Below are 22,296 nucleotides of genomic sequence, written 5' to 3' on the forward strand. Positions count from 1 at the left end.
CCTTTCATTTCCATAGCTCCTTGCCTGCCTCTCTGGACAGTATTAAAGGATTGATTCGATTAGTCACAATTATAGCAAATTATAGACGGATTTACAAGAAAAATGACAGATGATACACCCAAATCCCCCAAAAAGTAATATTCATACGATTCAGCGATAGGGTTGAAAATAGCCACTTTGAGCTAAAAAAAGAGGCTGGGACAAAAGTCCTAGCCTCTCAATTGTTTTTGGATTGTCGAGCAAGACGCACTGGTTGAGTGGGCTCTACTACGCTGATTTCATCAGCTTTTACAGCCCTACTCAACTGTGCGGAGGTGGGACGACGAAATCGAATTCTAACGAATGACCGATTTCTGTCCCACTCTCTCTTTGAACAAAGTCGTCCTTGCAATTATTGTTTACCAGACTGTTCCATATTCCAGAAGTCGGTCACTGCCCCACGTGATGCTGAAGAAACGATATGGGCGTATTTACCCAGAACCCCACGGCTATACAGTGGTGGCAAGGTTGTTTCAGCTTTACGTTTTGCTAACTCTTCGTCTGAAACGTGCATGGTGATTTCTTTGGTATCTTGGTCAACTGTCACCTTGTCCCCTGTGTGGAGGTAAGCGATTGGGCCACCGACCTGAGCTTCAGGTGCGATGTGTCCGACAACGAGACCATACGTACCACCTGAGAAACGTCCGTCTGTCAAGAGGGCCACCTTGTCCCCTTGGCCTTTCCCAACGATCATAGATGACAAGGACAGCATTTCTGGCATACCAGGACCACCCTTGGGACCTACGAAGCGGACAACAACAACGTCGCCATCCACAATTTCGTCTGAAAGAACGGCTTCAATGGCAGCTTCTTCCGAGTCAAAGACCTTAGCAGGACCCGTGATGTTGCGAACTTTTACACCTGATACTTTAGCAACCGCCCCTTCAGGAGCCAAGTTCCCTTTCAGGATGATCAATGGACCATCCGCACGTTTTGGATTTTCAAGTGGCATGATGACTTTTTGACCTGGTGTCAAATCAGCGAAGGATTCTAAGTTTTCAGCCACCGTTTTACCGGTACATGTGATACGATCCCCGTGAAGGAAACCATTCTTCAGAAGGTATTTCATGACAGCTGGCACGCCACCGACATTGTAAAGGTCTTGGAAGACGTATTGACCAGAAGGTTTCAAGTCTGCCAAGTGAGGCACGCGCTCTTGGAAATCGTTGAAGTCTTCCAGGGTCAAGTCCACGTTAGCCGCGTGAGCGATCGCAAGCAAGTGCAGAGTGGCATTGGTAGATCCACCCAGCGCCATGGTCACTGTAATCGCATCTTCAAAAGCTTCACGGGTCAAGATATCTGATGGTTTGAGTCCCATTTCCAGCATCTTGACAACAGCACGACCCGCTTCTTCGATATCGGCTTTTTTATCAGCTGATTCAGCAGGGTGAGAAGAGGAACCAGGAAGACTCATGCCAAGGACCTCGATCGCTGTCGCCATGGTGTTGGCCGTATACATCCCACCACAGCCACCAGGGCCAGGGCAGGCGTTGCATTCCAGTTGCTTCACTTCTTCAGCCGTCATATCACCATGGTTCCATTTCCCGATACCTTCGAAAACAGAAACCAAGTCGATATCTTTTCCATCGAGATTCCCTGGAGCAATGGTCCCACCATAAGCAAAGATCGCTGGAATATCCATATTGGCAATGGCAATCATCGAACCAGGCATGTTCTTATCACAACCACCGATGGCTACAAAGGCATCCACGTTGTGACCCCCCATAGCCGCTTCGATAGAATCCGCAATGATATCACGTGACGTCAAGGAGAAGCGCATCCCTGGAGTCCCCATAGCAATCCCGTCCGCAACCGTAATGGTGCCAAATTGGACCGGCCAAGCTCCTGCATACTTCACACCTTCTTTGGCCAGTTTTCCAAAATCGTGGAGGTGGATGTTACAAGGGGTATTTTCCGCCCATGTCGAAATCACTCCGACAATCGGTTTCTCAAAGCTTTCATCGGTCATTCCCGTCGCGCGAAGCATGGCACGGTTGGGCGATTTTACCATGCTATCGTAGACACTACTACGATGGCGTTTGTCTAATTCTGTCATCTGATTCCCTCTCATCGTATTTTTTATTATTATAGCACAATTCAAGCTTCAACGATAGAAGAAAATTCTTGAATTTTCAGACAATTCAGCTTGCTCGGTTTCTTGCTAAAATAATTTACAGTTATATCTTGACTTTTGTTAGCAAAGTGATATCATTTAGATATCACAAAGAAAGAAGAGTTCGTCCCATGGAAGAAAAAATTTTAACCCAAAAGAAAAACGGCTTAGCTGCCCTTATAGGCTTGCTAGTTGGGGATCTTGTCTTAGTTTTAGCATTTATTAGTGCGATTGCTAGTCTACCAGAAGGTTTTCCACTTGCGATTGCAGTTATTACCTGTATTTTTCTCTTTATTGCTAGTCTGGTGTGCTATGCGGGGATCAAAATCATTAAACCGCAAGAGGCCTTGGTTTTGACCTTGTTTGGGAACTATATTGGAACCATTCGAGAAGCGGGTATTTACTTTGTCAATCCCTTCTGTGTCGCTGTCAATCCTGCCAATAACACCCGCTTGGGCCAAAGTGGTGATGTCACCACCAAGTCACCCATGTCTGTCCGTAAAACAGCAGAAGGTAACAATATTTCTATCGAGACAGGTAAAAAGAATATTTCCTTAAAAGTGATGACCTTGAACAACTCTCGTCAGAAGATTAATGACTGTTTGGGAAATCCTGTAGAAATCGGTATTGCAGTCACTTGGCGTGTAGTGGATACGGCTAAAGCAGTCTTCAATGTGGATAACTACAAAGAATATCTCTCATTGCAGTGTGATAGTGCTCTTCGTAATATTGTCCGCATCTATCCTTATGATGTAGCTCCTAATGTCGATACGACAGGAGACGGCCAGGCAGATGAGGGTAGCCTAAGAGGCTCCAGTGAAATTGTGGCCAGTCGTATTCGAGAAGAGATTCAAGCACGTGTAAAAGATGCTGGACTCGAAATTCTAGAAGCTCGTATTACCTACTTGGCCTATGCTCCAGAAATCGCAGCTGTCATGCTTCAACGCCAACAAGCTTCTGCCATTATCGATGCGCGGAAGATGATTGTCGACGGAGCAGTTGGGATGGTTGAAATGGCCCTTGAACGCCTGAGCGAAGGAGAGATTGTAGAGCTAGACGAAGAACGGAAGGCTGCCATGGTTTCGAACCTTCTTGTCGTTCTCTGTGGCAATCATGATGCACAACCAATTGTTAATACGGGAAGTCTCTATTAAGAATGGCTGACCAAAAGAAAAAACAGATTCCACTTAGATTGTCAGCCAAGTTATATGCTGCTATCGCATCATGGGCAGAAGATGACTTTCGATCGGTCAATGGGCAGATCGAGTACCTGCTGACAGAATGTGTCAAACAACGAAAAAAGGATGGCAAATACGTTTCGGAAACGATTGATGAGCCATTTGAAATAGACCTTTAAGGAGAACTCCTGTCCCATTTGATGGGGCGGGAGATTTTTTTAACAATTTTTTGTCAAGTAACTTTACTTTACAAAAAAGTTTTGTTATACTGTTACAGTTGATGAAAATCAAACCTAATTGAATTTATATCTTAAAAGGAGAAAAACGAAATGGCAGTACCTGCACGTCGCACATCAAAAGCGAAGAAAAACAAACGTCGTACGCACTACAAAGTGACAGCTCCATCTGTAAACTTTGACGAAGCAACTGGAGATTACTCACGTTCACACCGTGTATCACTTAAAGGATACTACAAAGGACGTAAGATCGCTAAAGCTGCATCAGCTGAATAATAGAAGGGAGATACCATGCGCGTAAATATTACACTTGAACACAAAGAATCTGGTGAACGCTTGTACCTTACTTCTAAAAACAAACGTAACACTCCAGACCGTCTTCAATTGAAGAAATACTCACCAAAACTTCGCAAACACGTTGTGTTTACAGAGGTGAAATAGGGGTTCACTACACGTCAATAGATGTTAGAAACCTTGATTTTAAGCGATTCTTGAAATTCTAAATTTCACTACATTGCAATATAAATCAACCGAATCACTACCTTTTTCACTACCTTTTTTGAAATAAGAATAATGATTCGGATATATAAAAGAAGAGGAACTTTATTGTGAAGCTCCTCTTTTTGTTATGTGTTCTTTTTCTCACAGATCGTATGACCTGGTTTGGAAAGTATGAGTTTCAGTTGGACTAAAAACAGCGTCATATCAAGGCTTTTCAGAACGATATCTACTGATTAATTTCATAAAATTTGAATCAATAATCTTTAAACGGGGGAATAGTTTAGGTCTATAAGTATTGAACAATACACTTATAAAGCTTATTATACTAGACTTTTCCCAGTTTTATAAAATAGGTAGAGATTAAAACAACATCTAGATTTTACAAAAATTCTTTCTTAAACTTCAAATCTAATAAGAAATCAAATCGATTTACTTATTTTTAAATGTCCCATCATTATAGTTTATCTCATAACCATTTGCAGTATTATATACGACAGCTACTTCATCTATTTCTCCATCCGAAGATTTCATTGAAACAATAACATATCTAGGAATAAGTTCCTTTTTATGATAGTAAGGAGTTGCTTGGTAATATAAAACCCCTCCTTCCTTATGAGTCTCTAACCATTGCTGAGCTTTTTTCTCTGTATAACGCATCCCACCATCAGTTTCACCAACATTTTGAGTACGAGTTCCTGTAATTAAATTTTCACGTTTCGCATTTCCCCCAAGGCTGTTAGCAATTAAGTGACTACGATTCCAAAAGAAACCGTTATATTTAGACCCATTTGAACTAATGATTTCGGCCTTTTCCTCATTCTTTTTCCAACCGCTTGGATCAGACGATCCATCAGTCGCAAAAGGTAGTCTATTCCCTCTCGAATTCTCAACATTTTGATAAATCAGACTACCTTTTACTTCAGTTGTCCTTCCAAGATCATCTAATCCTCCGTATTCAATTTCACCATTTTTGGGAAACTTTTTTGGTTTGATTGAACTTTTGCCAACTGATACATAGTAATTAGAATACTTGTCTATTGACCATTTAGGAATCTTTATCTTTTCACCATTGATTTTTACTTTAGCCTCTGTATTTCCCCATGCAGCTACATTATTAACACCCACAAAAGAACTACTAATTAATAATATAAGAATGACATATATTACTTTTCTTAATGTTTTCATATTTTTCTCCCAAACTTTTTCTACTCCAATTATACCAAAAATAAGAAAGCGTTTTTAATATTTTTAAAAAATTATTAATACCTTTTTTAGGGTTCTAGCTGTTAAAGTAATTCTATTGCAAACCATCATAGAAATAGTTTACTATCTAACTTTTTTAGGTCAATACACTAACAACCACTGTTTATGATTGATTACGTAAGATAAATATTATATATTATGGATAATAAAAGCAAGGGAGATAACGTTTATGAATCTTACAAACTTGGTTGCTCGATATAAAGAAAAAATTGGTGAAATAGAAACCGCTCAGAATTTCTTAGATAAATTTAGTCCTTGGACTAATAACACCGAAATAATAAACTCTTTTTGGGAAGCAATAGAGCAAAATTCTACCTCATTTTCTTGGACACATATTGATTCAAATCTCAAAACATTAAAATTAAGTAAATATGAACATTACGGTATCCCAAATCATATTAGAGGAGATATTCAAAATTCAAAATTATATTTATGTTTAACAAATCCTAATATTGCTAAAGTCGATGAACGTAAAAAGGGAATTTCTGATTTTTATAAATCGGCAAATAATATAAACGATGGTGATCCTTCTTTAAAAATTATAGATAGTTTTGGAAATCATTTAAAGAATGATTTATTTTTAAACAATCACATTATGGATATTTCATCAGAAGGTAGTATTTTATTTCAAGAATTAGAAATGATTGAGAATGGTAAAAAACAGGAAGATACGTACTATCTTAAACATTATTTCTCGAATATTTGTATGGCTTATTTAGGTATTACAGATAAACCTAAATCTTTTGCTAATCGATTGAATCCTAAAGAGTTACAATCACTAAAAGAAATGTCTAAATCAATCGCTAATCTAGAATCATACCCTTTTAGAAGTCAAAATCCAAATTATAAGTTAGCTTCAAAAAAATCTGAAATTAACATGCTGAGTGCTAGAACAATTATTTGGCGAATTGTCAAAAACGAAATAGACGCAATAGATATTAATCCTATATTTATTTTTAGAAGATTCAACGATACATGGTTAACTTCAATAAAGAATGTATTAAAATATGATTTACAATTCACAGAAAATGAAATAAATAACTTGTTAGTAGAATTACATGACAAATATTTTCTTACTTTTCAAAAGCAAGAATTTAAAAATAGTACAAGTTCTCTAGGAAGAGAAAGTCTTTACAGAAATAATAAAAAAATAACTAGTAATGAATTCAACCAACTATTTTATAATTTGTTTAAATCCTAAATTGTAAGTCAAGTAAAACAGAGCAGTAAGTCAGATTAATCAACACACTAGACTCTACAATATCTGTAATGAGTTCTCCTCCATTTCAGATATTGTAGAGCTTTTAAAGTACAACAAATAAACAATCAACTAATCTTTAGCGAGAATTGAAGTCCGCTAAAAACGTTGTCCACTAATCTTTTCAAAGACTTTCTCTGAATCTTGTTCCTTAAGCTAGTCATCTTTTTTAAAGTGAAATTAATCTGTTTTAAAGCTACCCATACCGAAGTGACAGCACAATCAAAATGTGCCGCAATTTTCCGTAAAAGCATCTAGATGTGCCTCTACAAAGGCTTTCAACCCCTCCAAAGGAATCTTTCGAAATTTGACGACTCACTTTCTCCTCTCTAAGTGTCCTTGTCCACATAATTTCTTTTCCAAGTGAAGAGAGTTCTGACGCCAACATCAAAAGCTTTGGATTCCTAGTGCTAGTTGTTTAAAATCAATAAAATATGCCAGATTTATTACAACATACTTGTTATAAACTAAGCAACTTTAAGTCCTTTAATTAGTATTCCCATCTTATCTTCGGTTTAAAATCAATATTTTATTCCGTACGGTACAAGTCACCTAGTTTGCTTATTGATATTTTAACGATGTTTCATAACTTTACTACAAGGAATTTAATCTTTTGGCATTTACACAACTTATTTCAGCAATGTTATCTTTTGTGTTTTCATTTTTTTGAGAGTTCTTTCCGAAAAATTAGTATTTTCCTGAAAGTTTTAAATTTGAAACGATGAACAAGCAAAAACAACCGGAAAAGAAACAGTTCACAACTGCTTCTTCTCTGGTTGTTTTTCATACTAACGATTTTTCCGACTTAATTGATAAGAGTACATCACAGGGATAAACACAATAACGAGGATGACCAGCACCAATACATAAGAAAGCGCGAATTGAAGGCCTGATTCAAGAAGAAGGATCAACCCTCCGAGGACCCACAACCTCCCCGCCAAGCGATGGGTTTTGTGCCAGTTATCTTCACTCTGTAAGGTCCAGGGCAGACGGATTCCAACCGTGTGATTCACTTTCAACTTAGGCATGTAATTGCCCATGATCACAAAGATAAGACCCAGCAAAACAGAAACAAAAACAGATGGATTGGTAGTAGAGCCTAGCGCCTTGCTATAGATGAGATAGGAGACGATTAAGGAGACTATTGGAATCAACCAGTAGATCACTTTGACCATTTTTTCATTCATAGCGCTATTCTTAGAATCGCGACCGATCATAAAGATCATAAACAGATGCACCATGAGATCGAAAATAGGAAGACCAAACACAACCAGGGGTTTCGATTGGAAGTTATTGGCCTGGCCAGCAAAATTGAAGTGAATCGGGATTTGGTTAGGCAATTGCGACCAAATCATCAGCCCCCAAAGCATGGGGAAAAGGATCACCATAGAAGTTAATAGCAATAGTTTTTTATTCGTTTTCATCAGTAGAGTCTCCTTTCAAATCAACGAGCCAGACCATTAAATCCTCCAAGACAGAAGTATTGAGTTCATAGTAGATAAAATTCTTCTCTTTTTCCTCTCGAATTAAATCTGCCTGCTTGAGGAGGCTTAAATGATGGGAAATGGTCGCTCCTGCCACATCAAAGTGGCCAGCGATATCACCAGCAGATAATTTCCCCGCCTTTAGCAGTTCTAAGATACTTCTTCTTATCGGATTCGATAAAGCTTTAAATGTTTGCGCAAAATTCATTCTCTATCTCCTCTAATCTATTTAGAAATCTTTCTAAATAGATTCTAGTACTTTCGGATGGGTTTGTCAACTCTATTTAGAAAAAAATCTAAATAGCTTCTGTTGTAAAAAAATATCAGACCTAAGACCGATTCTTATAAACAGCGTCTTTTCTTAAGTTTTCTTTAAGAAATCAGCCTTATAATAAAACCATCAAATGAAGACCTCCTAACTTTGTTTGATAGAAAATCCTAAACTTTTTCATAATAATCTCCCTATAAGAGCCACCAAAACCGGTGGCTTTTTCTACGTACCTTTACGAGCATCAGCGAGTTTAGGTACGTTGATGCAGTTCGAACGACAGTGAGAACTACGTTCCTTACTATTCTTAGTGAGTCAAGTCCAATAGGGGCTTAGACGAACTTAGGTACGTTGACGCAGTTCGAACGTTAGCGAGAACTACGATCCTTAGAATGGAATAAGTAATTTTACTGTTTGGAATGATGATTAATGCATTTTGTCAGACTTAAGACCTATTTTTTAAACACAACCTTTTCTTAAGATTTCTTTAAGCAAACCGCCTTATAATAAAACCATCAAATAAAGACCTCCTAACTTTGTTTGATAGAAAATCCTAAACTTTTTCATAATAATCTCCCTATAAGAGCCACCAAAACCGGTGGCTTTTTCTACGTACCTTTACGACCATCAGCGAAGTTTAGGTACGTAGACGCAGTTCGAACGATAGTGAGAACTACGTCCCTTCTCCTTCATTTGTACTAATACTCCAATTTATGCTCGATCTATGTTATAATGAAGAGAATTTTTGTCTGAGGAGGATTTATGAAAAAAACACATTCTACGCTATTCATCCCGGGCATCATTATGCTTGGGATTGTTTTACGAACACCATTTACTACGCTTCCGACGGTCTTGTCTGACATCGCAGCTGGTTTGGGGGTAGATGTGAGCTCTCTGGGACTATTGACTAGCTTGCCACTTCTCACCTTTGCCATTTTCTCACCTTTTGCGATTCAATTTGCTAAAAAGTTGGGGATTGAGCGCCTCTTTTTCCTAGTTTTGATCGCGATTACGATCGGATCTGCCATTCGGATTATCAACCTCCCCTTCCTCTATCTGGGAACCATCTTGATTGGAGCTGGCATCGCCTTTCTCAATGTGCTGCTTCCAAGCCTGATTCAGGCGAACAGACCCCGCCAACTAGGCATTCTGACCACTTTGTACATCACTTCTATGGGGATGTCCACAGCGATCGCCTCTTCTGTCGCTGTTCCGATCACCAAAGCCACTTCTTGGCAAGGTTTGGTCAACATCTTGACAGCCTTGTGTGCTCTTGCCTTGGTCATCTGGATTCCTAACCTTCGCTACAACCACCATCTAAAAAAGACGGCTACTACAGAATCTAGTAGCAAGTGGTATACCAATAAATATGTCTGGGCTATCATGATTTTTGGAGGCTTGCAGTCACTACTTTTCTACACAAGTATGACCTGGCTTCCGACCATGGCTGTTCAAGCTGGCCTTTCAAAGGTTGAATCTGGACTACTTGCCTCCGTGTTTACCCTGATCAGTCTCCCATTCTCCTTGACGATCCCAAGTTTAACGACACGGTTATCCGATCGCAATCGACGCTTGATGCTTGCCATTGTTGTCGGAGCAGGGATTCTGGGGGTAGCCATGCTCTTAATCCCGACCAGCAACTTCTTCTATTGGCTCGTCATCAATGCCCTGATAGGAAGTTCCGTTAGTTCGCTCTTTCCTTACCTCATGGTCGCTTTCTCCATGAAATCCAGTACACCTGAAAAAACAGCTCAACTTTCTGGTCTTGCCCAAACAGGAGGCTACGTCTTTGCAGCCTTTGGTCCCATCCTCTTCGGCTACAGTAAATCTCTCTTCCACTCTTGGACACCGGCTATTCTCATGCTCCTGGTCTTAACCATCATCATGGCCATTGCCCTTTATCAGGTGGAAAAAGTCGATCATATTTTATAACCATTGTCCGGCTGAAAGATTCGTCTTCCGGCCTTTTTTGTGCATACAAAAAAAGAACTAGGCACTTGTCCTAGTTCGAAGTTTTATTATCCGTTAAATGAGATATGTACGTGGTCGTTGTGGTTTGCTGTATCTCCACCACGGTCTGGCATTTGGTTCCATGTATTAGCTGGTCCGTAAATGTTATTTACTGGCATGTAGAATTGTTGTTTCCAGATAATATATGAGATACCTGCACGGTCCATGTTATCAATCGCATACTGTGCAACTTGATCTCCAAGCTCTGAATTTGTTGGAACCATCACGTCTACTGCAAGTCCTTTACCATGGTCTTCTGGATCCCCTTCACGGTAACCACCGATGTTTGTGATACCGAATTTCGCTGCAATTTCTTGACGGAAAGCTTCCGCTTGCGGTTGAAGATTTGGATCAGTTGGAATAGCATTACCAGTTGTTGGAGTTGATGCTACTGGTTGTACTTCAGGTGCTGCAGTCGTTTCTGCTGCTGGTTGTGCTGCTGGAGCTTCTTCTACTACTGGAGCAGATTGAGGAGTTGCTGGAGCTTCAGGAGCAGCAGCTGGCGCTACTTCTTGATTTTGTACTTCAACATTGACAGCTGGAGCACCGTAGTTTGGTGTTTCTGGAACAGCTGGTTGTACTGGTGTTTCAGCTGCTGGTACTTCAACCACTGGAGCTTCCGCTGGGGCTTCTTGAGTTTCCGCTGCTGGAGCAACTGGTACAGCTTTGTTATCTTCGTTAACTGGTTTTGACAAATCGTTGACAGCGACTGTTTGGTCATCAACTGTCACTTGGTTTGTTGTCAAATCAGCACTTGCAACGGTTGCATCTGTCGCACCTGCTTGAGGAGTTTGGATTTCAACTGAAGTTACTTCTTTTTGATCATTTACTGTTGTTTTCAAAACAGTACCTGGGTAGATCAAATCCATGTTGCTGATGTTGTTTAAGTTTGCCAACACATGAACATCGATTCCAAGCGCTTCTGCGATCGAACTCAATGTATCACCATATTTGATGGTATAAGTTTGTTGGTTTTCACCGCTTTGTTGGATATCATGTTTGATTTCATCTACTGAGCGAGCTACCCAATCTTCAAGTGTTTCTGCAGTGGCTTTTGTAAATGGAATCACTGCAAGAGCTACTGTTGAAGCGATCAAGGCTTTCGTATTAACTTTTAATTTCATCTTTTATCCTCTTTTTTCTTTGTTTTTTTGTTCAAGATTTTCTTGAACAAATGAACTACTATACTATCTTATCACAATTTAAAAATAATAAAAGGCCTTTTTGGCTATTTAACAAAACTGTATTTTTCTTGTAACATTTCGTCTTTCTTGTCACATTGTTACAAACTAGTAACATAAAAAGAGGGGGCTGGAAGAAGAGTTCGAGGGCGTAAAAGAACCTCATCTAGGAATGGTTTCTTGATGAGGTTCTTGTATTTTTTAAGTAATTGAACACAGCTTTTTACGGCTTTGTATCTTGATGCATCTTATTTTACCTTCATGATTCTGACGAGGTTGGCGCGTTCGGCTTCTTCGAGTTTCATTTCGATATAATAGATAGTTTCTTTGAGATCTGGGATGGTCGCATACTCGAGTCCGTTCACTCGACGGCGGGTTTTCTCGATTTCATCTGCCATGAGTTGGCAGCTTTTTTCGATTTCCGCTAACTTGAGCAAATCTGGGAGTAGATCCCCCATTTCTTGGATCGTGCTGTCCATTTGACTGTTGGAGGCGAGGTAGCTATAAACCACGTCCCCTTCATCCTCTCCGTATGGATTATCGATACGGGCATGGAGCTTGGGCACGCGCACACTCATGACATTTTCTTCCTCGATATGGAGCATCACTTCTCGAGTGGGAACAGCAAAGATTTCTTCTACCATGAGGTCACTCTCTAAGGATTTGGCCATCACGAAATCTTGCATATTGCCCACCAGCGCCGCCTCCACCTTTTGGCGCAGACGATTATTCTCACGCACAGCTTCAATAAAGCGACGCATGAGTTCATCCCGCTTATCCTTGAGCAACTTGTGCCCCCGGGTTGCTGTCTTGAGGCGCTCTTTGAGAATATTAAGCTCCATCCGAGTTGGTTTTACATTTAATCGTGCCATAGGCTAATCCTCTTTGTTTGGAAGATACTTGTCAATCATCTCATCCTTGATCCGTTTAAGCTCTGTTCGTGGAAGGATGGATAAGAGTTCCCAACCGAGATCCAAACTTTCCTCAATCGTCCGATTGGTGGTAAAGCCTTGGTTGATGTATTCTTGCTCAAAGCGGTCCGTAAATTTAACATAGAGCTTGTCGGTATCGGACAAGGCAGACTCTCCAAGCACTACAGCTAGTTCTTTGGCTTGTTTTCCTTGGGCGTAAGCCGCAAAGAGCTGGTTCATGGTCGCCGCATGGTCTTCCCGAGTCTTGCCTTCACCAGAACCCTTGTCCTTCAAACGAGAAAGGGACGGAAGAACATTGATCGGTGGGCGGTAACCACTATTGTAGAGATCACGGGACAAGATAATCTGACCTTCGGTGATGTAGCCTGTCAAGTCAGGGATGGGGTGGGTGATGTCATCTTCTGGCATAGAGAGGATTGGAATCTGGGTCACAGATCCTTTCTTTCCAACCAAGCGTCCTGCACGTTCGTAGAGGGTTGAGAGGTTGGTATAGAGGTAACCTGGATAACCCCGACGACCTGGAACTTCCCGGCGGGCAGCAGATACTTCCCGAAGGGCTTCACAGTAGTTGGTCATGTCGGTCATGATAACCAAGACGTGCATGTCTTTTTCATAAGCCAAATATTCGGCAGCTGTCAAGGCGATCCGGGGAGTCGCAATCCGCTCGATAGCTGGGTCATTGGCTAGGTTGATAAAGAGGACCGAGCGGTCAATGGCCCCAGTTTCCCGAAGGTCGTTCATAAAGAACTCGGCTTCTTCAAAGGTAATCCCCATGGCCGCAAAGACCACGGCGAAGTTTTCTTCAGAATTAAGAACCGTTGCTTGACGAGCAATCTGAGCCGCCAACTCCTTGTGAGGAAGACCAGAACCTGAGAATACTGGGAGTTTTTGGCCCCGAACCAAGGTATTCAAATGGTCAATGGCTGAGATCCCTGTTTGGATAAATTCATCTGGATAGTCCCGTGAAACAGGGTTGATGGCTTGTCCATCAATGTCCAAGTATTTCTCTGGGATAATCTCCGGACCGCCATCGATGGGTTTGCCCATCCCGTTAAAGATGCGTCCGACCATGTCTTCAGACACAGGGAGTTCTAGGGGACGTCCGGTAAAGCGGACTTTGGCTTTTTCCAAGTTGATCCCGCTAGATCCTTCAAAGAGCTGGACCATGGCCTTGTCTTCTTGGACTTCGAGGACTTGTCCCTGACGGGTCGTTCCGTCATGGAGTTTGATTTCTACTAGTTCATTGTAGTGAACCCCTTCGACCTGATCGACAATCATCAAGGGGCCAACAACTTCGCTAACAGTACGGTATTCTTTAATCACGCTCATTGTCTACTCCTCCTTTTGCGACGATTTGGTGTAGGGTTTCTACGATTTCTTCTTTCAGGGCTTGAATGGTTGCCAACTGATCCTCATGGATGAACTTGCTCCGGGCAATGCGGTCTCGAAGAGCCACGGTTCCTTCCATGATTTCTGTGAAGTAAGCCCCTAATTCTAATGCTTTTTGACTTTCTTGGTCAAAGGTTAAAATGTTTGTCAACAAGGCCACCTGCTTGCTGAATGAGGTATAGGTATCGACCTCATCAAAGGCATTTTGTTGCAGGTAGTCTTCACGGATCATCTTAGCCGCATTCATGGTCAAGCGGTCTTTTTCAGACAAGGAATCTAGACCAACCAAGCGGACGATTTCTTGCAATTCACTTTCCTTTTGAAGCAAATTCATAGCGCGGGTCACTTTTTCAGACCAGCTGATTTGTTCATGTAAATCGATATAGCGACCAACTTCATCTTGGTAAAGAGAATAAGAACTCAACCAGTTGATGGCTGGGAAGTGGCGGCGTTGGGCCAATTGAGCATCCAGTCCCCAGAAGACCTTAACAATCCGCAGGGTATTTTGGGTCACCGGCTCTGAAATGTCTCCACCTGGAGGAGAGACGGCACCGATAGCGGTAATCGAACCTTCACGCGCAATGGCACCGAGTGTCTTGACCCGACCTGCACGCTCGTAATATTCAGCAATTCGGCTACCAAGATAGGCTGGGTAGCCTTCATCCCCTGGCATTTCTTCTAGACGACCAGACATTTCACGGAGAGCTTCTGCCCAACGAGAAGTAGAGTCCGCCATGATGGCAACGGAATAGCCCATATCACGGAAGTATTCGGCAATAGTAATCCCTGTGTAGATGGAAGCTTCCCGCGCCGCTACCGGCATGTTCGAAGTGTTGGCGATCAGAACGGTCCGTTGCATGATGGATTGACCAGTCGTTGGATCAATCAATTCTGGAAATTCATTCAGAACGTCCGTCATTTCATTTCCACGTTCCCCACAACCAACGTAAATGACGATGTCTACATTGGCAAACTTGGCCACCTGGTGTTGCACGACTGTTTTTCCAGCTCCGAAAGGACCAGGAACAGCTGCAGCTCCACCTTTTGTCACAGGGAAGAAGGTATCGATGACCCGTTGACCGGTGACCAAAGGCTCTACTGGAATCAGTTTTTGTGCAAAGGGACGGCCTCGACGAACCGGCCATTTTTGCATCAGGGTCCCAGTAAAGAGGCTACCATCTGTCTGCTGGATCTCATAAACCGGCTCTTCTACCGTGTAAGAACCTGCTGCGATCTTAGTCACACGTCCACTCACACCAAAGGGTACCATGATGCGGTGTTCCACCATATTGGTCTCTTGAACGGTACCGACGATGTCTCCAGCGACCACTTCTGTCCCTTCAGTCACACTTGGTTCGAAGGCCCATTTGGTATCCCGATCTAGATTTGGAACTTGCACCCCACGAACTAAAAAATCACTGGCAGTAACTTCTTGGAAGCGTTCCAAGGGGCGTTGGATCCCGTCAAACATCTGAGAGATCAAGCCTGGTCCCAATTCAACAGAAAGGGGGGCTCCGGTTGTGACCACTGGTTCTCCTGGACCGACTCCAGACGTTTCTTCATATACTTGGATAGAGGCTTCATCCCGCCGCATCTCAATAATTTCGCCAATCAAACCAAGATCGCCGACCCGGCAAATGTCTTGGATATTGGCCTCCTGCATCCCTGATGCAACCACCAAGGGACCGGAAACTTTGATAATTTTTCCTTGAGTCATGTATTCCTCCTGGGAATCCTTTGTTTCTTTGTTTTACTTTTGTGCTATCTCTCTTAGAGATTGCTTTTGTTGGCCATTGGCATCGAAATTGCTTGGATCCAACCAGGCTTCGAAGCGCTGTTTGATAGCTGGCCATTCTTGGTCAATGATGGACAACCAGTCTGTATCACGGGTCCGATCCTTATAAACAACAGCCTGACGGAAACAGCCTTCATAGGTGAAACCTAAGCGCTCAGCTGCTTTGCGAGAAGCTTGGTTTAAGGTATCGCATTTCCACTCATAGCGGCGGTAGCCTAAATCTTCAAACACGTAGCGCGCTAACAGATACTGGGCTTCCGTAGCCATGCGTGTCTTTTGGAGCGCTGGTGAATAGGTCACTGCTCCGACTTCGATCACCCGGTTAGCTTGATCGATCCGCATGAGAGAGAAAGTTCCCAAAGCCTTGCCTGAATCTTTGTCTACAATCGCATAGTAAAAGCGACCTTGGGCTGTCATGAGATCATCTAATAAGTGGTCCCACTCCTCTTCATTGCGGGCAGGGCCTTTGAACAGAAAGGTCCACATAGCTGCTGGAGAGTCCGGCCCGTAGACCTGATAAAGATCTGCTCCATGTTTTTCTTTTGAGAGGCGCTCGATCACGGTATAGCGACCTTCGATCCGCTCAATAGCTGGCAGACGCCCCGGTGTAAAATCGGGCAGTGCATCGCCAATCGCTTGGCCAAATTCATTTGTTCTCATAAAATATCCTGTCCTACTGCTTTTTCGACATTATCACGAATCCGCTGTTGGCCCAGTCCTGTAGTCCCTCTATGGGTCGGGATAAGAATCAGAGCCGGTGTCAGCTGCTGGTCGTAAAACGCCACTGTATCTGGAATGGCCTGAGCAATATCCTCTGTCAGGTAGATAATCCCGAAGTTTTCCCGACTGAGTTTTCGCAAGGTATTGATCGCTTCTTGCGGCTCTGTGACCGGATAGGTTTGAAAGCCAATCAGGCGAAAAGGAAGGATGGCGTCCCGATTGCCCACAACGGCGATCTTATAGGTCTGTTTGTCCATAAATCGGTCTCATCCTTTCTTTGATGTCTGCTAGCGGAAAACCATTGTCCAAACCAGAGAGGACCAAACGAAGGTTGGTCACCTCTAACTCTTTTCCGTAAAGATAACGAACAAGAGGGAGTGGTCCATCGACTTCAAAACGGCCAGCGTCTAGAAGACTGAATTTCACCAAACTCTCTAAATACTCCAACTCTACGGTCTTTAGTTGACCGGTGCGCATCTTTTCTTCATAAGTCTCTAAGGCGAGATCGTAGTCCAGCGGATTAACTTGATAAAACCAGGTCAACCACTGACCGGATTCTAACAGGTCGATCACCTGATGGGCACTGAGGCTCCCTTCATCTGAGAGTAATTGGTGCATAAAGCTATGCGGTTTTTGCTGATCCAAGGCCCGCTTAACTGTAATCGCATTGTAAAAGTCAATGGTCACGTCCACCAACTGCTTCAGAATCGGATGATCTAGGCTGTCCCCTAAGTATCTCAGATGTTTAAAATAAGCTAAGTCCATCCCAATTTCGAGGACCCGCAAGTCCTGATAGTCTTGGAATTCTTGCCAGGTTGCAGCCACTTCTTCCGCCATAAAGGCCGGACAATGCTCTGCAGAAAAGGTCGCCACCAAATGCTCAAGCACATCGAGAGAATAAGGACCGATAGGGATCAATAAGTGCCCCAACTTGCGCTCTGTCGCCTTGTGTTTTAGATAAACCTTGAGATTGTGATAGGTGTATTTCAAGGTAAAAAGGCTAACCAGGTCTGACTGAGGGCTTACCCCAAAAGCCCATTGGTATTCTGCCAACAAGGCTGCCATCAGGCGGGCTTCAAGAGCTGATAAATCCTTGATCTCCTGGCTGTCTAAAGCATAAGGCGTCCCCTGCAGCAAGCCTTCTCGACTCTCACTGGAGGGACTTGCAAGCAACTGCTCGAACTGACTGGGACTGACAAAACTAGCCTCACGTACGCTGATTCCTGTATTGACTTGAGAATAGGTCCGTTCGCTCATTGCAACCTCCTAGTTCTCTTCATCTGTGAAAATGCTGGCTGCCATCTGGTAACTTTCTTGCTCCCAAATGGAATCCACCAAATCACGGTAGAGATAGTTGTCATCAATCTTCCCAACCGACAAGACAAAGCCTGCTTGAGCTGGGATTGTTGCATCTGCAACTGTCACATTCTGATGTGTCTGCTTCAATCTCTCGAGAGCTGCTGAATCAAATTTTGCAGCGCTCACCGCCCCAAAGGTCAGGGTCACAACTTGTCCCTGATAGCGCTCTAAGACCGCATCTACAAACTGCATTTCCTTTTCAAGGGGCCAAGCCACCATCGCTTCATAAGCATTTGCAAAGAGATCCTTTAAGACTCGTTGCTTGGTGACAAGGGTTGATTGGCGTTTTTTATTTTCGATTTGTTGGGTTTCACGTTGCAATTGACGTTGAATCCGCTTGAGCTGCTCGGAGCGTTGATTGAGTTTGTCTTGAATCAAACGCTCTTCTTGCGCAGTCTCTTCTTTTAGGATGGTTTCCTTGGCCTCTTCTAAGAGTTTACGCCCTTTTTCGTGGGCTTGGGCCAAGATTGAATCCTTTAATTGGGTTTGTTCATCCATATCGTTTTTTCTCCTATTGCATGCGTCTTGTGTTTTTCGCCTCGAAAGGCGAATCCATCAAAGCTAGCTCTTAGCCGACGCGTAGGGTCAATAGGAAGGACACAACGAAGGCCAAGATGGCGTAGGTTTCAACCATGGCCGCAAGGATAACCCCTTTCATCATGTCTTCAGGGCGTTTGGCCAAGATTTGCATCCCTGCTGTCGCTACATTTCCTTGGTGTTTGGCTGAGAAATAACCAACGATCGCAACTGGAAGAGCTGTAAAGAAGTAAGCAACCCCTGTTTCAAGTGGCATATCTGGCTTAATTTGCAACCAGATCAAGATCCCGATAACGAAACCGTACAAACCTTGTGTACCTGGCAACAATTGCAAAATCAAAGCTTGGGCAAATTTTTCAGGTTGTTCTTTCAAGAGTGCTGCTGCTGCTTGACCCGTTTTACCAACCCCAAGGGCAGATCCCATTCCACTAAGTGCAACGGCGATCGCCACACCAAATGCTGCAAAGAAGGCGCCCCCATGGGCTGAAAAATATGATGCTAAAGATTCCATGAATATACTCCTATTTATTAAAGATAATACTTATTTTTTTGTTTTAATATAGCGTTCAGAAGGTTTGAGAGGACGAAATGGCTTGCCTCCTCCTTCGTAGAACTTACCGAAGAACTCCACAAAGATCAGACGGGCTCCATGCACATATCCTGACAAGAAGGACAGGAACATATTAATGGCATGTAGGACGATAAAGAGCACAAGCCCTACCGTAAACCGTCCAAGTGGTGGGAATAGATTGACAATAAGGTTAAAGGCCGAACCGATACTCGCTCCAGACAAGCCCAAGGCCATCAAACGGGTAAAGCTGACCAAGTCTCCGATATAGCCACTAACATTGTAGAGGTTAAAGAGACCAGAAGCTAAACCGGACAGCTTCTTGGCACTGACAATGGAAACAATCAAGATCCCAATGGCATTCAAAATAGCTAACCACTTGCCAATCGGAACTAAAATGCTCATCCCTGGCAAGATATTGCCTACTGCTAGAAGCATTAAACCAAGTAGGATCAAGACCCAAGCAAAGCCAGCATTATAGGCTTCGGTGTAGTCTTTGAGGCGAACATTTTTCATTCCTCCTAGGAAGAGGCCCACTAAGACAGTGACAAAACCAAAGACCACTGAGAGGATCAGGATGGTCATGGCGTTACTGGTCGTACTGATCAAGGCAAAAGGCATCTCAAATCCAAAGAAAGAGCCATAGACCACACCCCAAAGGGCAACTGAAATTCCGAGGAGACTGAAGAAACGAAGGTTCTTGGCTGTAGCAGGCTTGAGCTTGAAGGCTTTAAGGGCAAAACCTGTCGCCAAGGTTAGCAACAATCCATAACCGATATCTGCGACCATCATGCCAAAGAAAACAAAGTAGAAGAGAGAAACGATTGGTGTCGGATCTTTCTCGTAATACTTAGGCAGGGCGTACATCTCTGTGACTAATTCAAAGGGCTCTACCAAGGCATTATTTCGCAACTGGATCGGAACGTCATCCCAATCTTTTTCCGTCACATCGCGCGTCTCTAGTAAGACCCGAGAACCAAAACCTTCTTGCAAGAAATCTCGCAATGAGGCCACTTGGGATGTTTCAATCCAACCCTCTAGGGCTACCAAGCTTTGCGTGCTGGCAAGAAGCGACTTGGCTTCCTCCCGAGCTCCCGAACTCAGCAAGTAATCCATCTGGTACTTAAGCTGGTCCAACTCCTTCTGGGAGTTTTGCAACTCTGCCAGGGTTGCTGCAACGACAGCTTCCTGCTCTTTGATTTCCCCTTCTAGGCGATCCAAGTAGACGGCCGGGACCTGCTCTTCTTCATAGTCCAATTCTTTGAACCCATGATCTTCTAGAAGCTCCTGAACAGCTACACGATCTCCCGAGCGATACAAGATGACATAGCCGTGTTCGGTTTCAGACGTAAAGACTTCTTCTAACTCCAGCTCAGGATGAGCTTTTAAGGAAGAACGAACAGCGTCTGTATCGCTATTTGGAATCGTCCCGATCAAGCCATGCACATAGTGAAAAGTAGCGAGGGCAGCTGGTGTCACCTCTAACGGTCGCCATTTTTCTAAGCGCTCTATCTCTCCCTTTGCATCCGCAATCTTCTGACGAGCCTTGTCTAACACGCGCAATTGGCGTTTCAACTTGGTCAATAGAAGATCCTCGTCTCGAATCATCCCATGGGCCTGCAGATCATCAAAAGACAAACTTAAAGGTTCCTCCTTCAGAGCTTGCAGGGCCTTCTTCTCAGGCATGTAAGGCTCCAGAGTCTGAATCATTTTTTCAACTTGTTCTTGACGTTTTTGTAGCTCTACCAAGGCTTGACGATTGTCCTCTGTCAAGGGTTGAGACAAGGTATTTGTCTCAAAGGCAGCCTGCCACTCTTCCTGTTCACTTAGGTCATAAATCTGGATTTTTGCCTCAGACTGTAGCGCTAGTAGGAGACTGTCCAAGTCATCTTTGGGCAAGATGAGAGACAGTTTTTTCATCTGACTAACGGCCATAGCTTGCTACCACCTTTTCTACAATGGCTTCAACTAACCCAGCTCGCTTGTCGGTCATCGCCTCTTGTACCCTGGCATCATTGCGCGCAACCGTTTCTTCCAGATCTTTCGTTAAACGGACGAGTCTTTCCTGGGCGTTTTTTTCTGCCTCTGTGACCAATTGCTTGGTTTCCTCATCGTAATGCTGTGCCACTGTTGCAAGTCGATCGCGCGAATCCGTTCGGATTTGTTCAACTTGAGCTTCATAGCCTACGATCACGCCCTGAGCAGCTTGCTCGATCTCTTGCATCATCTCGAGTGTTGCATTCGACATCGTCACACCTCCTTATTCAACTATTGTTCTTCCAACAACAGTACAATTATCTTAAATTATACCACAATTCATAGCGTTTGTTCAGGCCCAACCGGGAATTTTCAGAAAATTGTGGACAACCAACAAGCCCCTACTGCCAAGATTGGTAGCGTTCTCTTCTTTTCTTATATCCTGTTCCTAGTTTCAGTATTTCTTGATTTCTTTTACTTGAATAAAGCGGTTACCCATGTTATAATGTGTAATATATTATAGGAGTATCCTGTTATTTCATCTCGTGAGAAAGGAGGATTGCTGTGAAACAAGATCAAGATTTACGCGCCATTATCGCCAGCCATGAAGCTGAGTTAACAGATATGGAACGCGACATTGCCCAATATTTTTTATCGTCGGAAGCACGACAGCACTCCCTGTCCTCTTCTCGTGTAACGGAGTTACTCCACGTCTCAAAGGCAGCTTTAACGCGTTTCTCTCAAAAATGTGGCTTTTCCGGCTATCGGGAGTTTGTCTATCATTTTAATGAGGAAACAAAGAATCAAAAACAGGTGCAAGAGCATGACGAACTCACTCTCAGCGTCTTGCAACGCTACCACCATATCAGTAACGTCACTGAAAGTCTGGTAAAAGATTCCCAATTAGATCGGGTAGCTGAACTAATCGGTCAAGTAGACCGAGTCTATTTCTTCGGGATCGGTAGTTCCGGTTTAGTCGCTCGAGAAATGAAATTGCGCTTTATGCGACTGGGCGTCGTTTGTGAAGCCCTGACTGATCAAGATGGCTTTGCTTGGACGACCAGCATTCTCGATTCCTCTTGTTTAGTCATCGGTTTCTCATTGTCAGGAGGCACCAACTCCATTACAGACAGTCTCCTGGACGCCAAAGAAAAAGGGGCTAAAACGGTTCTTGTGACGGCTAACCCGGCTGCCATCCACCAAGGATTCACAGAAGTGTTACCGGCCGCACCTCTTCCTAGTAGTACCTATATCGATCGAATTTCTGCTATTTTACCACTTCTCATTGTGGTCGATTTGATCTATGCTCATTTCCTTAATAAAAGCCGAGAACAAAAGGAAATTGTCTTTAATAGCTACTGGGAAAACAAAAAACTTTCTAGTCAACGTTCTCGAAAATCTTAATATGGTCTCCCTATTTAAAAAGCATGAAAGATCTGGTTTTCTTCATCTTTCATGCTTTTTTTGATGAATCAAAAACAAGTCGCC

22 protein-coding genes are annotated in these 22,296 nt (G+C 43.1%); 7 read left to right on the forward strand and 15 right to left on the reverse strand.

Features of this window, described 5'->3' with window-relative positions; translation table 11 throughout:
• Window positions 1-391: 391 nt before the first annotated feature.
• Window positions 392-2,095, reverse strand: coding sequence for a dihydroxy-acid dehydratase (ilvD, locus tag O3646_RS06490; RefSeq protein ID WP_371610695.1), 1,704 nt, complete (start codon window positions 2,093-2,095; stop codon window positions 392-394).
• A 188-nt stretch (window positions 2,096-2,283) separates the two neighbouring features.
• Between ilvD and O3646_RS06495 the strand changes: the two genes are divergently transcribed.
• The 4 genes from O3646_RS06495 (at window position 2,284) to rpmG (ending at window position 4,007) form a co-directional block, all read left to right on the forward strand.
• Window positions 2,284-3,306, forward strand: coding sequence for an SPFH domain-containing protein (locus O3646_RS06495; protein WP_003011526.1), 1,023 nt, complete (start codon window positions 2,284-2,286; stop codon window positions 3,304-3,306).
• A gap of 2 nt (window positions 3,307-3,308) precedes the next feature.
• Window positions 3,309-3,509: a PTS ascorbate transporter subunit IIC gene (locus tag O3646_RS06500; RefSeq protein WP_003011522.1), complete on the forward strand. Its 201-nt coding sequence runs from the start codon at window positions 3,309-3,311 to the stop codon at window positions 3,507-3,509.
• A gap of 150 nt (window positions 3,510-3,659) precedes the next feature.
• Window positions 3,660-3,842, forward strand: coding sequence for a 50S ribosomal protein L32 (gene rpmF, locus O3646_RS06505; RefSeq protein ID WP_003009516.1), 183 nt, complete (start codon window positions 3,660-3,662; stop codon window positions 3,840-3,842).
• 15 nt (window positions 3,843-3,857) lie between these two features.
• A complete protein-coding gene (gene rpmG / locus O3646_RS06510) occupies window positions 3,858-4,007 on the forward strand; it encodes a 50S ribosomal protein L33 (RefSeq protein ID WP_001265622.1) in 150 nt (49 codons plus the stop codon).
• 489 nt (window positions 4,008-4,496) lie between these two features.
• Here the strand turns inward: rpmG and O3646_RS06515 are convergent, their stop codons facing one another.
• On the reverse strand, window positions 4,497-5,252 hold the full coding sequence (locus O3646_RS06515; RefSeq protein WP_155169843.1) for a DNA/RNA non-specific endonuclease: 756 nt from the start codon (window positions 5,250-5,252) through the stop codon (window positions 4,497-4,499).
• Between the two features lie 247 nt (window positions 5,253-5,499).
• On the opposite strand from O3646_RS06515, the gene O3646_RS06520 reads away from it, so the two are divergent.
• Complete coding sequence (locus tag O3646_RS06520) at window positions 5,500-6,531, forward strand: hypothetical protein (protein ID WP_154358746.1); 1,032 nt, start codon at window positions 5,500-5,502, stop codon at window positions 6,529-6,531.
• 845 nt (window positions 6,532-7,376) lie between these two features.
• On the opposite strand, the gene O3646_RS06525 is transcribed toward O3646_RS06520, so the two are convergent.
• Both O3646_RS06525 and O3646_RS06530 read right to left on the reverse strand, forming a co-directional pair.
• Complete coding sequence (locus tag O3646_RS06525) at window positions 7,377-8,012, reverse strand: SdpI family protein (RefSeq protein WP_155169846.1); 636 nt, start codon at window positions 8,010-8,012, stop codon at window positions 7,377-7,379.
• Window positions 7,999-8,280 (reverse strand): autorepressor SdpR family transcription factor, encoded by a 282-nt coding sequence (locus O3646_RS06530; protein WP_003009465.1) that lies wholly within the window; start codon window positions 8,278-8,280, stop codon window positions 7,999-8,001. The genes O3646_RS06525 and O3646_RS06530 overlap by 14 nt, the downstream gene beginning before the upstream one ends.
• An 822-nt stretch (window positions 8,281-9,102) precedes the next feature.
• Here O3646_RS06530 and O3646_RS06535 point away from each other — a divergent pair.
• On the forward strand, window positions 9,103-10,272 hold the full coding sequence (locus O3646_RS06535; protein ID WP_371610696.1) for a CynX/NimT family MFS transporter: 1,170 nt from the start codon (window positions 9,103-9,105) through the stop codon (window positions 10,270-10,272).
• Window positions 10,273-10,358: 86 nt separating this feature from the next.
• On the opposite strand, the gene O3646_RS06540 is transcribed toward O3646_RS06535, so the two are convergent.
• The 11 genes from O3646_RS06540 to O3646_RS06590 all read right to left on the reverse strand — a co-directional run bounded on the left by O3646_RS06540 (window position 10,359) and on the right by O3646_RS06590 (window position 21,079).
• Window positions 10,359-11,474: a LysM peptidoglycan-binding domain-containing protein gene (locus tag O3646_RS06540; RefSeq protein ID WP_371610697.1), complete on the reverse strand. Its 1,116-nt coding sequence runs from the start codon at window positions 11,472-11,474 to the stop codon at window positions 10,359-10,361.
• 305 nt (window positions 11,475-11,779) lie between these two features.
• Window positions 11,780-12,403: a V-type ATP synthase subunit D gene (locus O3646_RS06545; RefSeq protein WP_003009455.1), complete on the reverse strand. Its 624-nt coding sequence runs from the start codon at window positions 12,401-12,403 to the stop codon at window positions 11,780-11,782.
• Window positions 12,404-12,406: 3 nt separating this feature from the next.
• The gene (locus O3646_RS06550) at window positions 12,407-13,792 is read right to left on the reverse strand and encodes a V-type ATP synthase subunit B (RefSeq protein ID WP_003002370.1); all 1,386 of its coding nucleotides are present in this window, start codon (window positions 13,790-13,792) and stop codon (window positions 12,407-12,409) included.
• Window positions 13,779-15,569 carry a V-type ATP synthase subunit A gene (locus O3646_RS06555; RefSeq protein ID WP_195529481.1) on the reverse strand — a complete coding sequence of 597 codons (1,791 nt, stop codon included), beginning with the start codon at window positions 15,567-15,569 and terminating at the stop codon, window positions 13,779-13,781. The genes O3646_RS06550 and O3646_RS06555 overlap by 14 nt, the downstream gene beginning before the upstream one ends.
• A 33-nt stretch (window positions 15,570-15,602) precedes the next feature.
• Entirely contained in the window at window positions 15,603-16,307 is a 705-nt protein-coding gene (locus O3646_RS06560) for a GNAT family N-acetyltransferase (protein WP_371610698.1), read from the reverse strand.
• The gene (locus tag O3646_RS06565; RefSeq protein ID WP_003009443.1) at window positions 16,304-16,624 is read right to left on the reverse strand and encodes a V-type ATP synthase subunit F; all 321 of its coding nucleotides are present in this window, start codon (window positions 16,622-16,624) and stop codon (window positions 16,304-16,306) included. Before O3646_RS06565 ends, O3646_RS06560 begins: the two co-directional genes overlap by 4 nt.
• Window positions 16,605-17,624, reverse strand: coding sequence for a V-type ATPase subunit (locus O3646_RS06570; protein WP_195529479.1), 1,020 nt, complete (start codon window positions 17,622-17,624; stop codon window positions 16,605-16,607). The genes O3646_RS06565 and O3646_RS06570 overlap by 20 nt, the downstream gene beginning before the upstream one ends.
• A 9-nt stretch (window positions 17,625-17,633) precedes the next feature.
• The gene (locus tag O3646_RS06575) at window positions 17,634-18,224 is read right to left on the reverse strand and encodes a hypothetical protein (RefSeq protein WP_195529478.1); all 591 of its coding nucleotides are present in this window, start codon (window positions 18,222-18,224) and stop codon (window positions 17,634-17,636) included.
• 70 nt (window positions 18,225-18,294) lie between these two features.
• Window positions 18,295-18,774: a V-type ATP synthase subunit K gene (locus O3646_RS06580; RefSeq protein WP_003009435.1), complete on the reverse strand. Its 480-nt coding sequence runs from the start codon at window positions 18,772-18,774 to the stop codon at window positions 18,295-18,297.
• Between the two features lie 30 nt (window positions 18,775-18,804).
• Window positions 18,805-20,766, reverse strand: coding sequence for a V-type ATP synthase subunit I (locus O3646_RS06585; protein WP_371610699.1), 1,962 nt, complete (start codon window positions 20,764-20,766; stop codon window positions 18,805-18,807).
• The gene (locus tag O3646_RS06590; RefSeq protein WP_024055125.1) at window positions 20,756-21,079 is read right to left on the reverse strand and encodes a hypothetical protein; all 324 of its coding nucleotides are present in this window, start codon (window positions 21,077-21,079) and stop codon (window positions 20,756-20,758) included. The genes O3646_RS06585 and O3646_RS06590 overlap by 11 nt, the downstream gene beginning before the upstream one ends.
• 293 nt (window positions 21,080-21,372) lie before the next feature.
• Between O3646_RS06590 and O3646_RS06595 the strand changes: the two genes are divergently transcribed.
• Window positions 21,373-22,212 carry a MurR/RpiR family transcriptional regulator gene (locus tag O3646_RS06595; protein WP_201088027.1) on the forward strand — a complete coding sequence of 280 codons (840 nt, stop codon included), beginning with the start codon at window positions 21,373-21,375 and terminating at the stop codon, window positions 22,210-22,212.
• Window positions 22,213-22,296 lie beyond the last annotated feature (84 nt).

The organism is Streptococcus sp. 27098_8_148, assembly GCF_041432105.1.
Lineage (GTDB): Bacteria > Bacillota > Bacilli > Lactobacillales > Streptococcaceae > Streptococcus > Streptococcus parasanguinis_AE.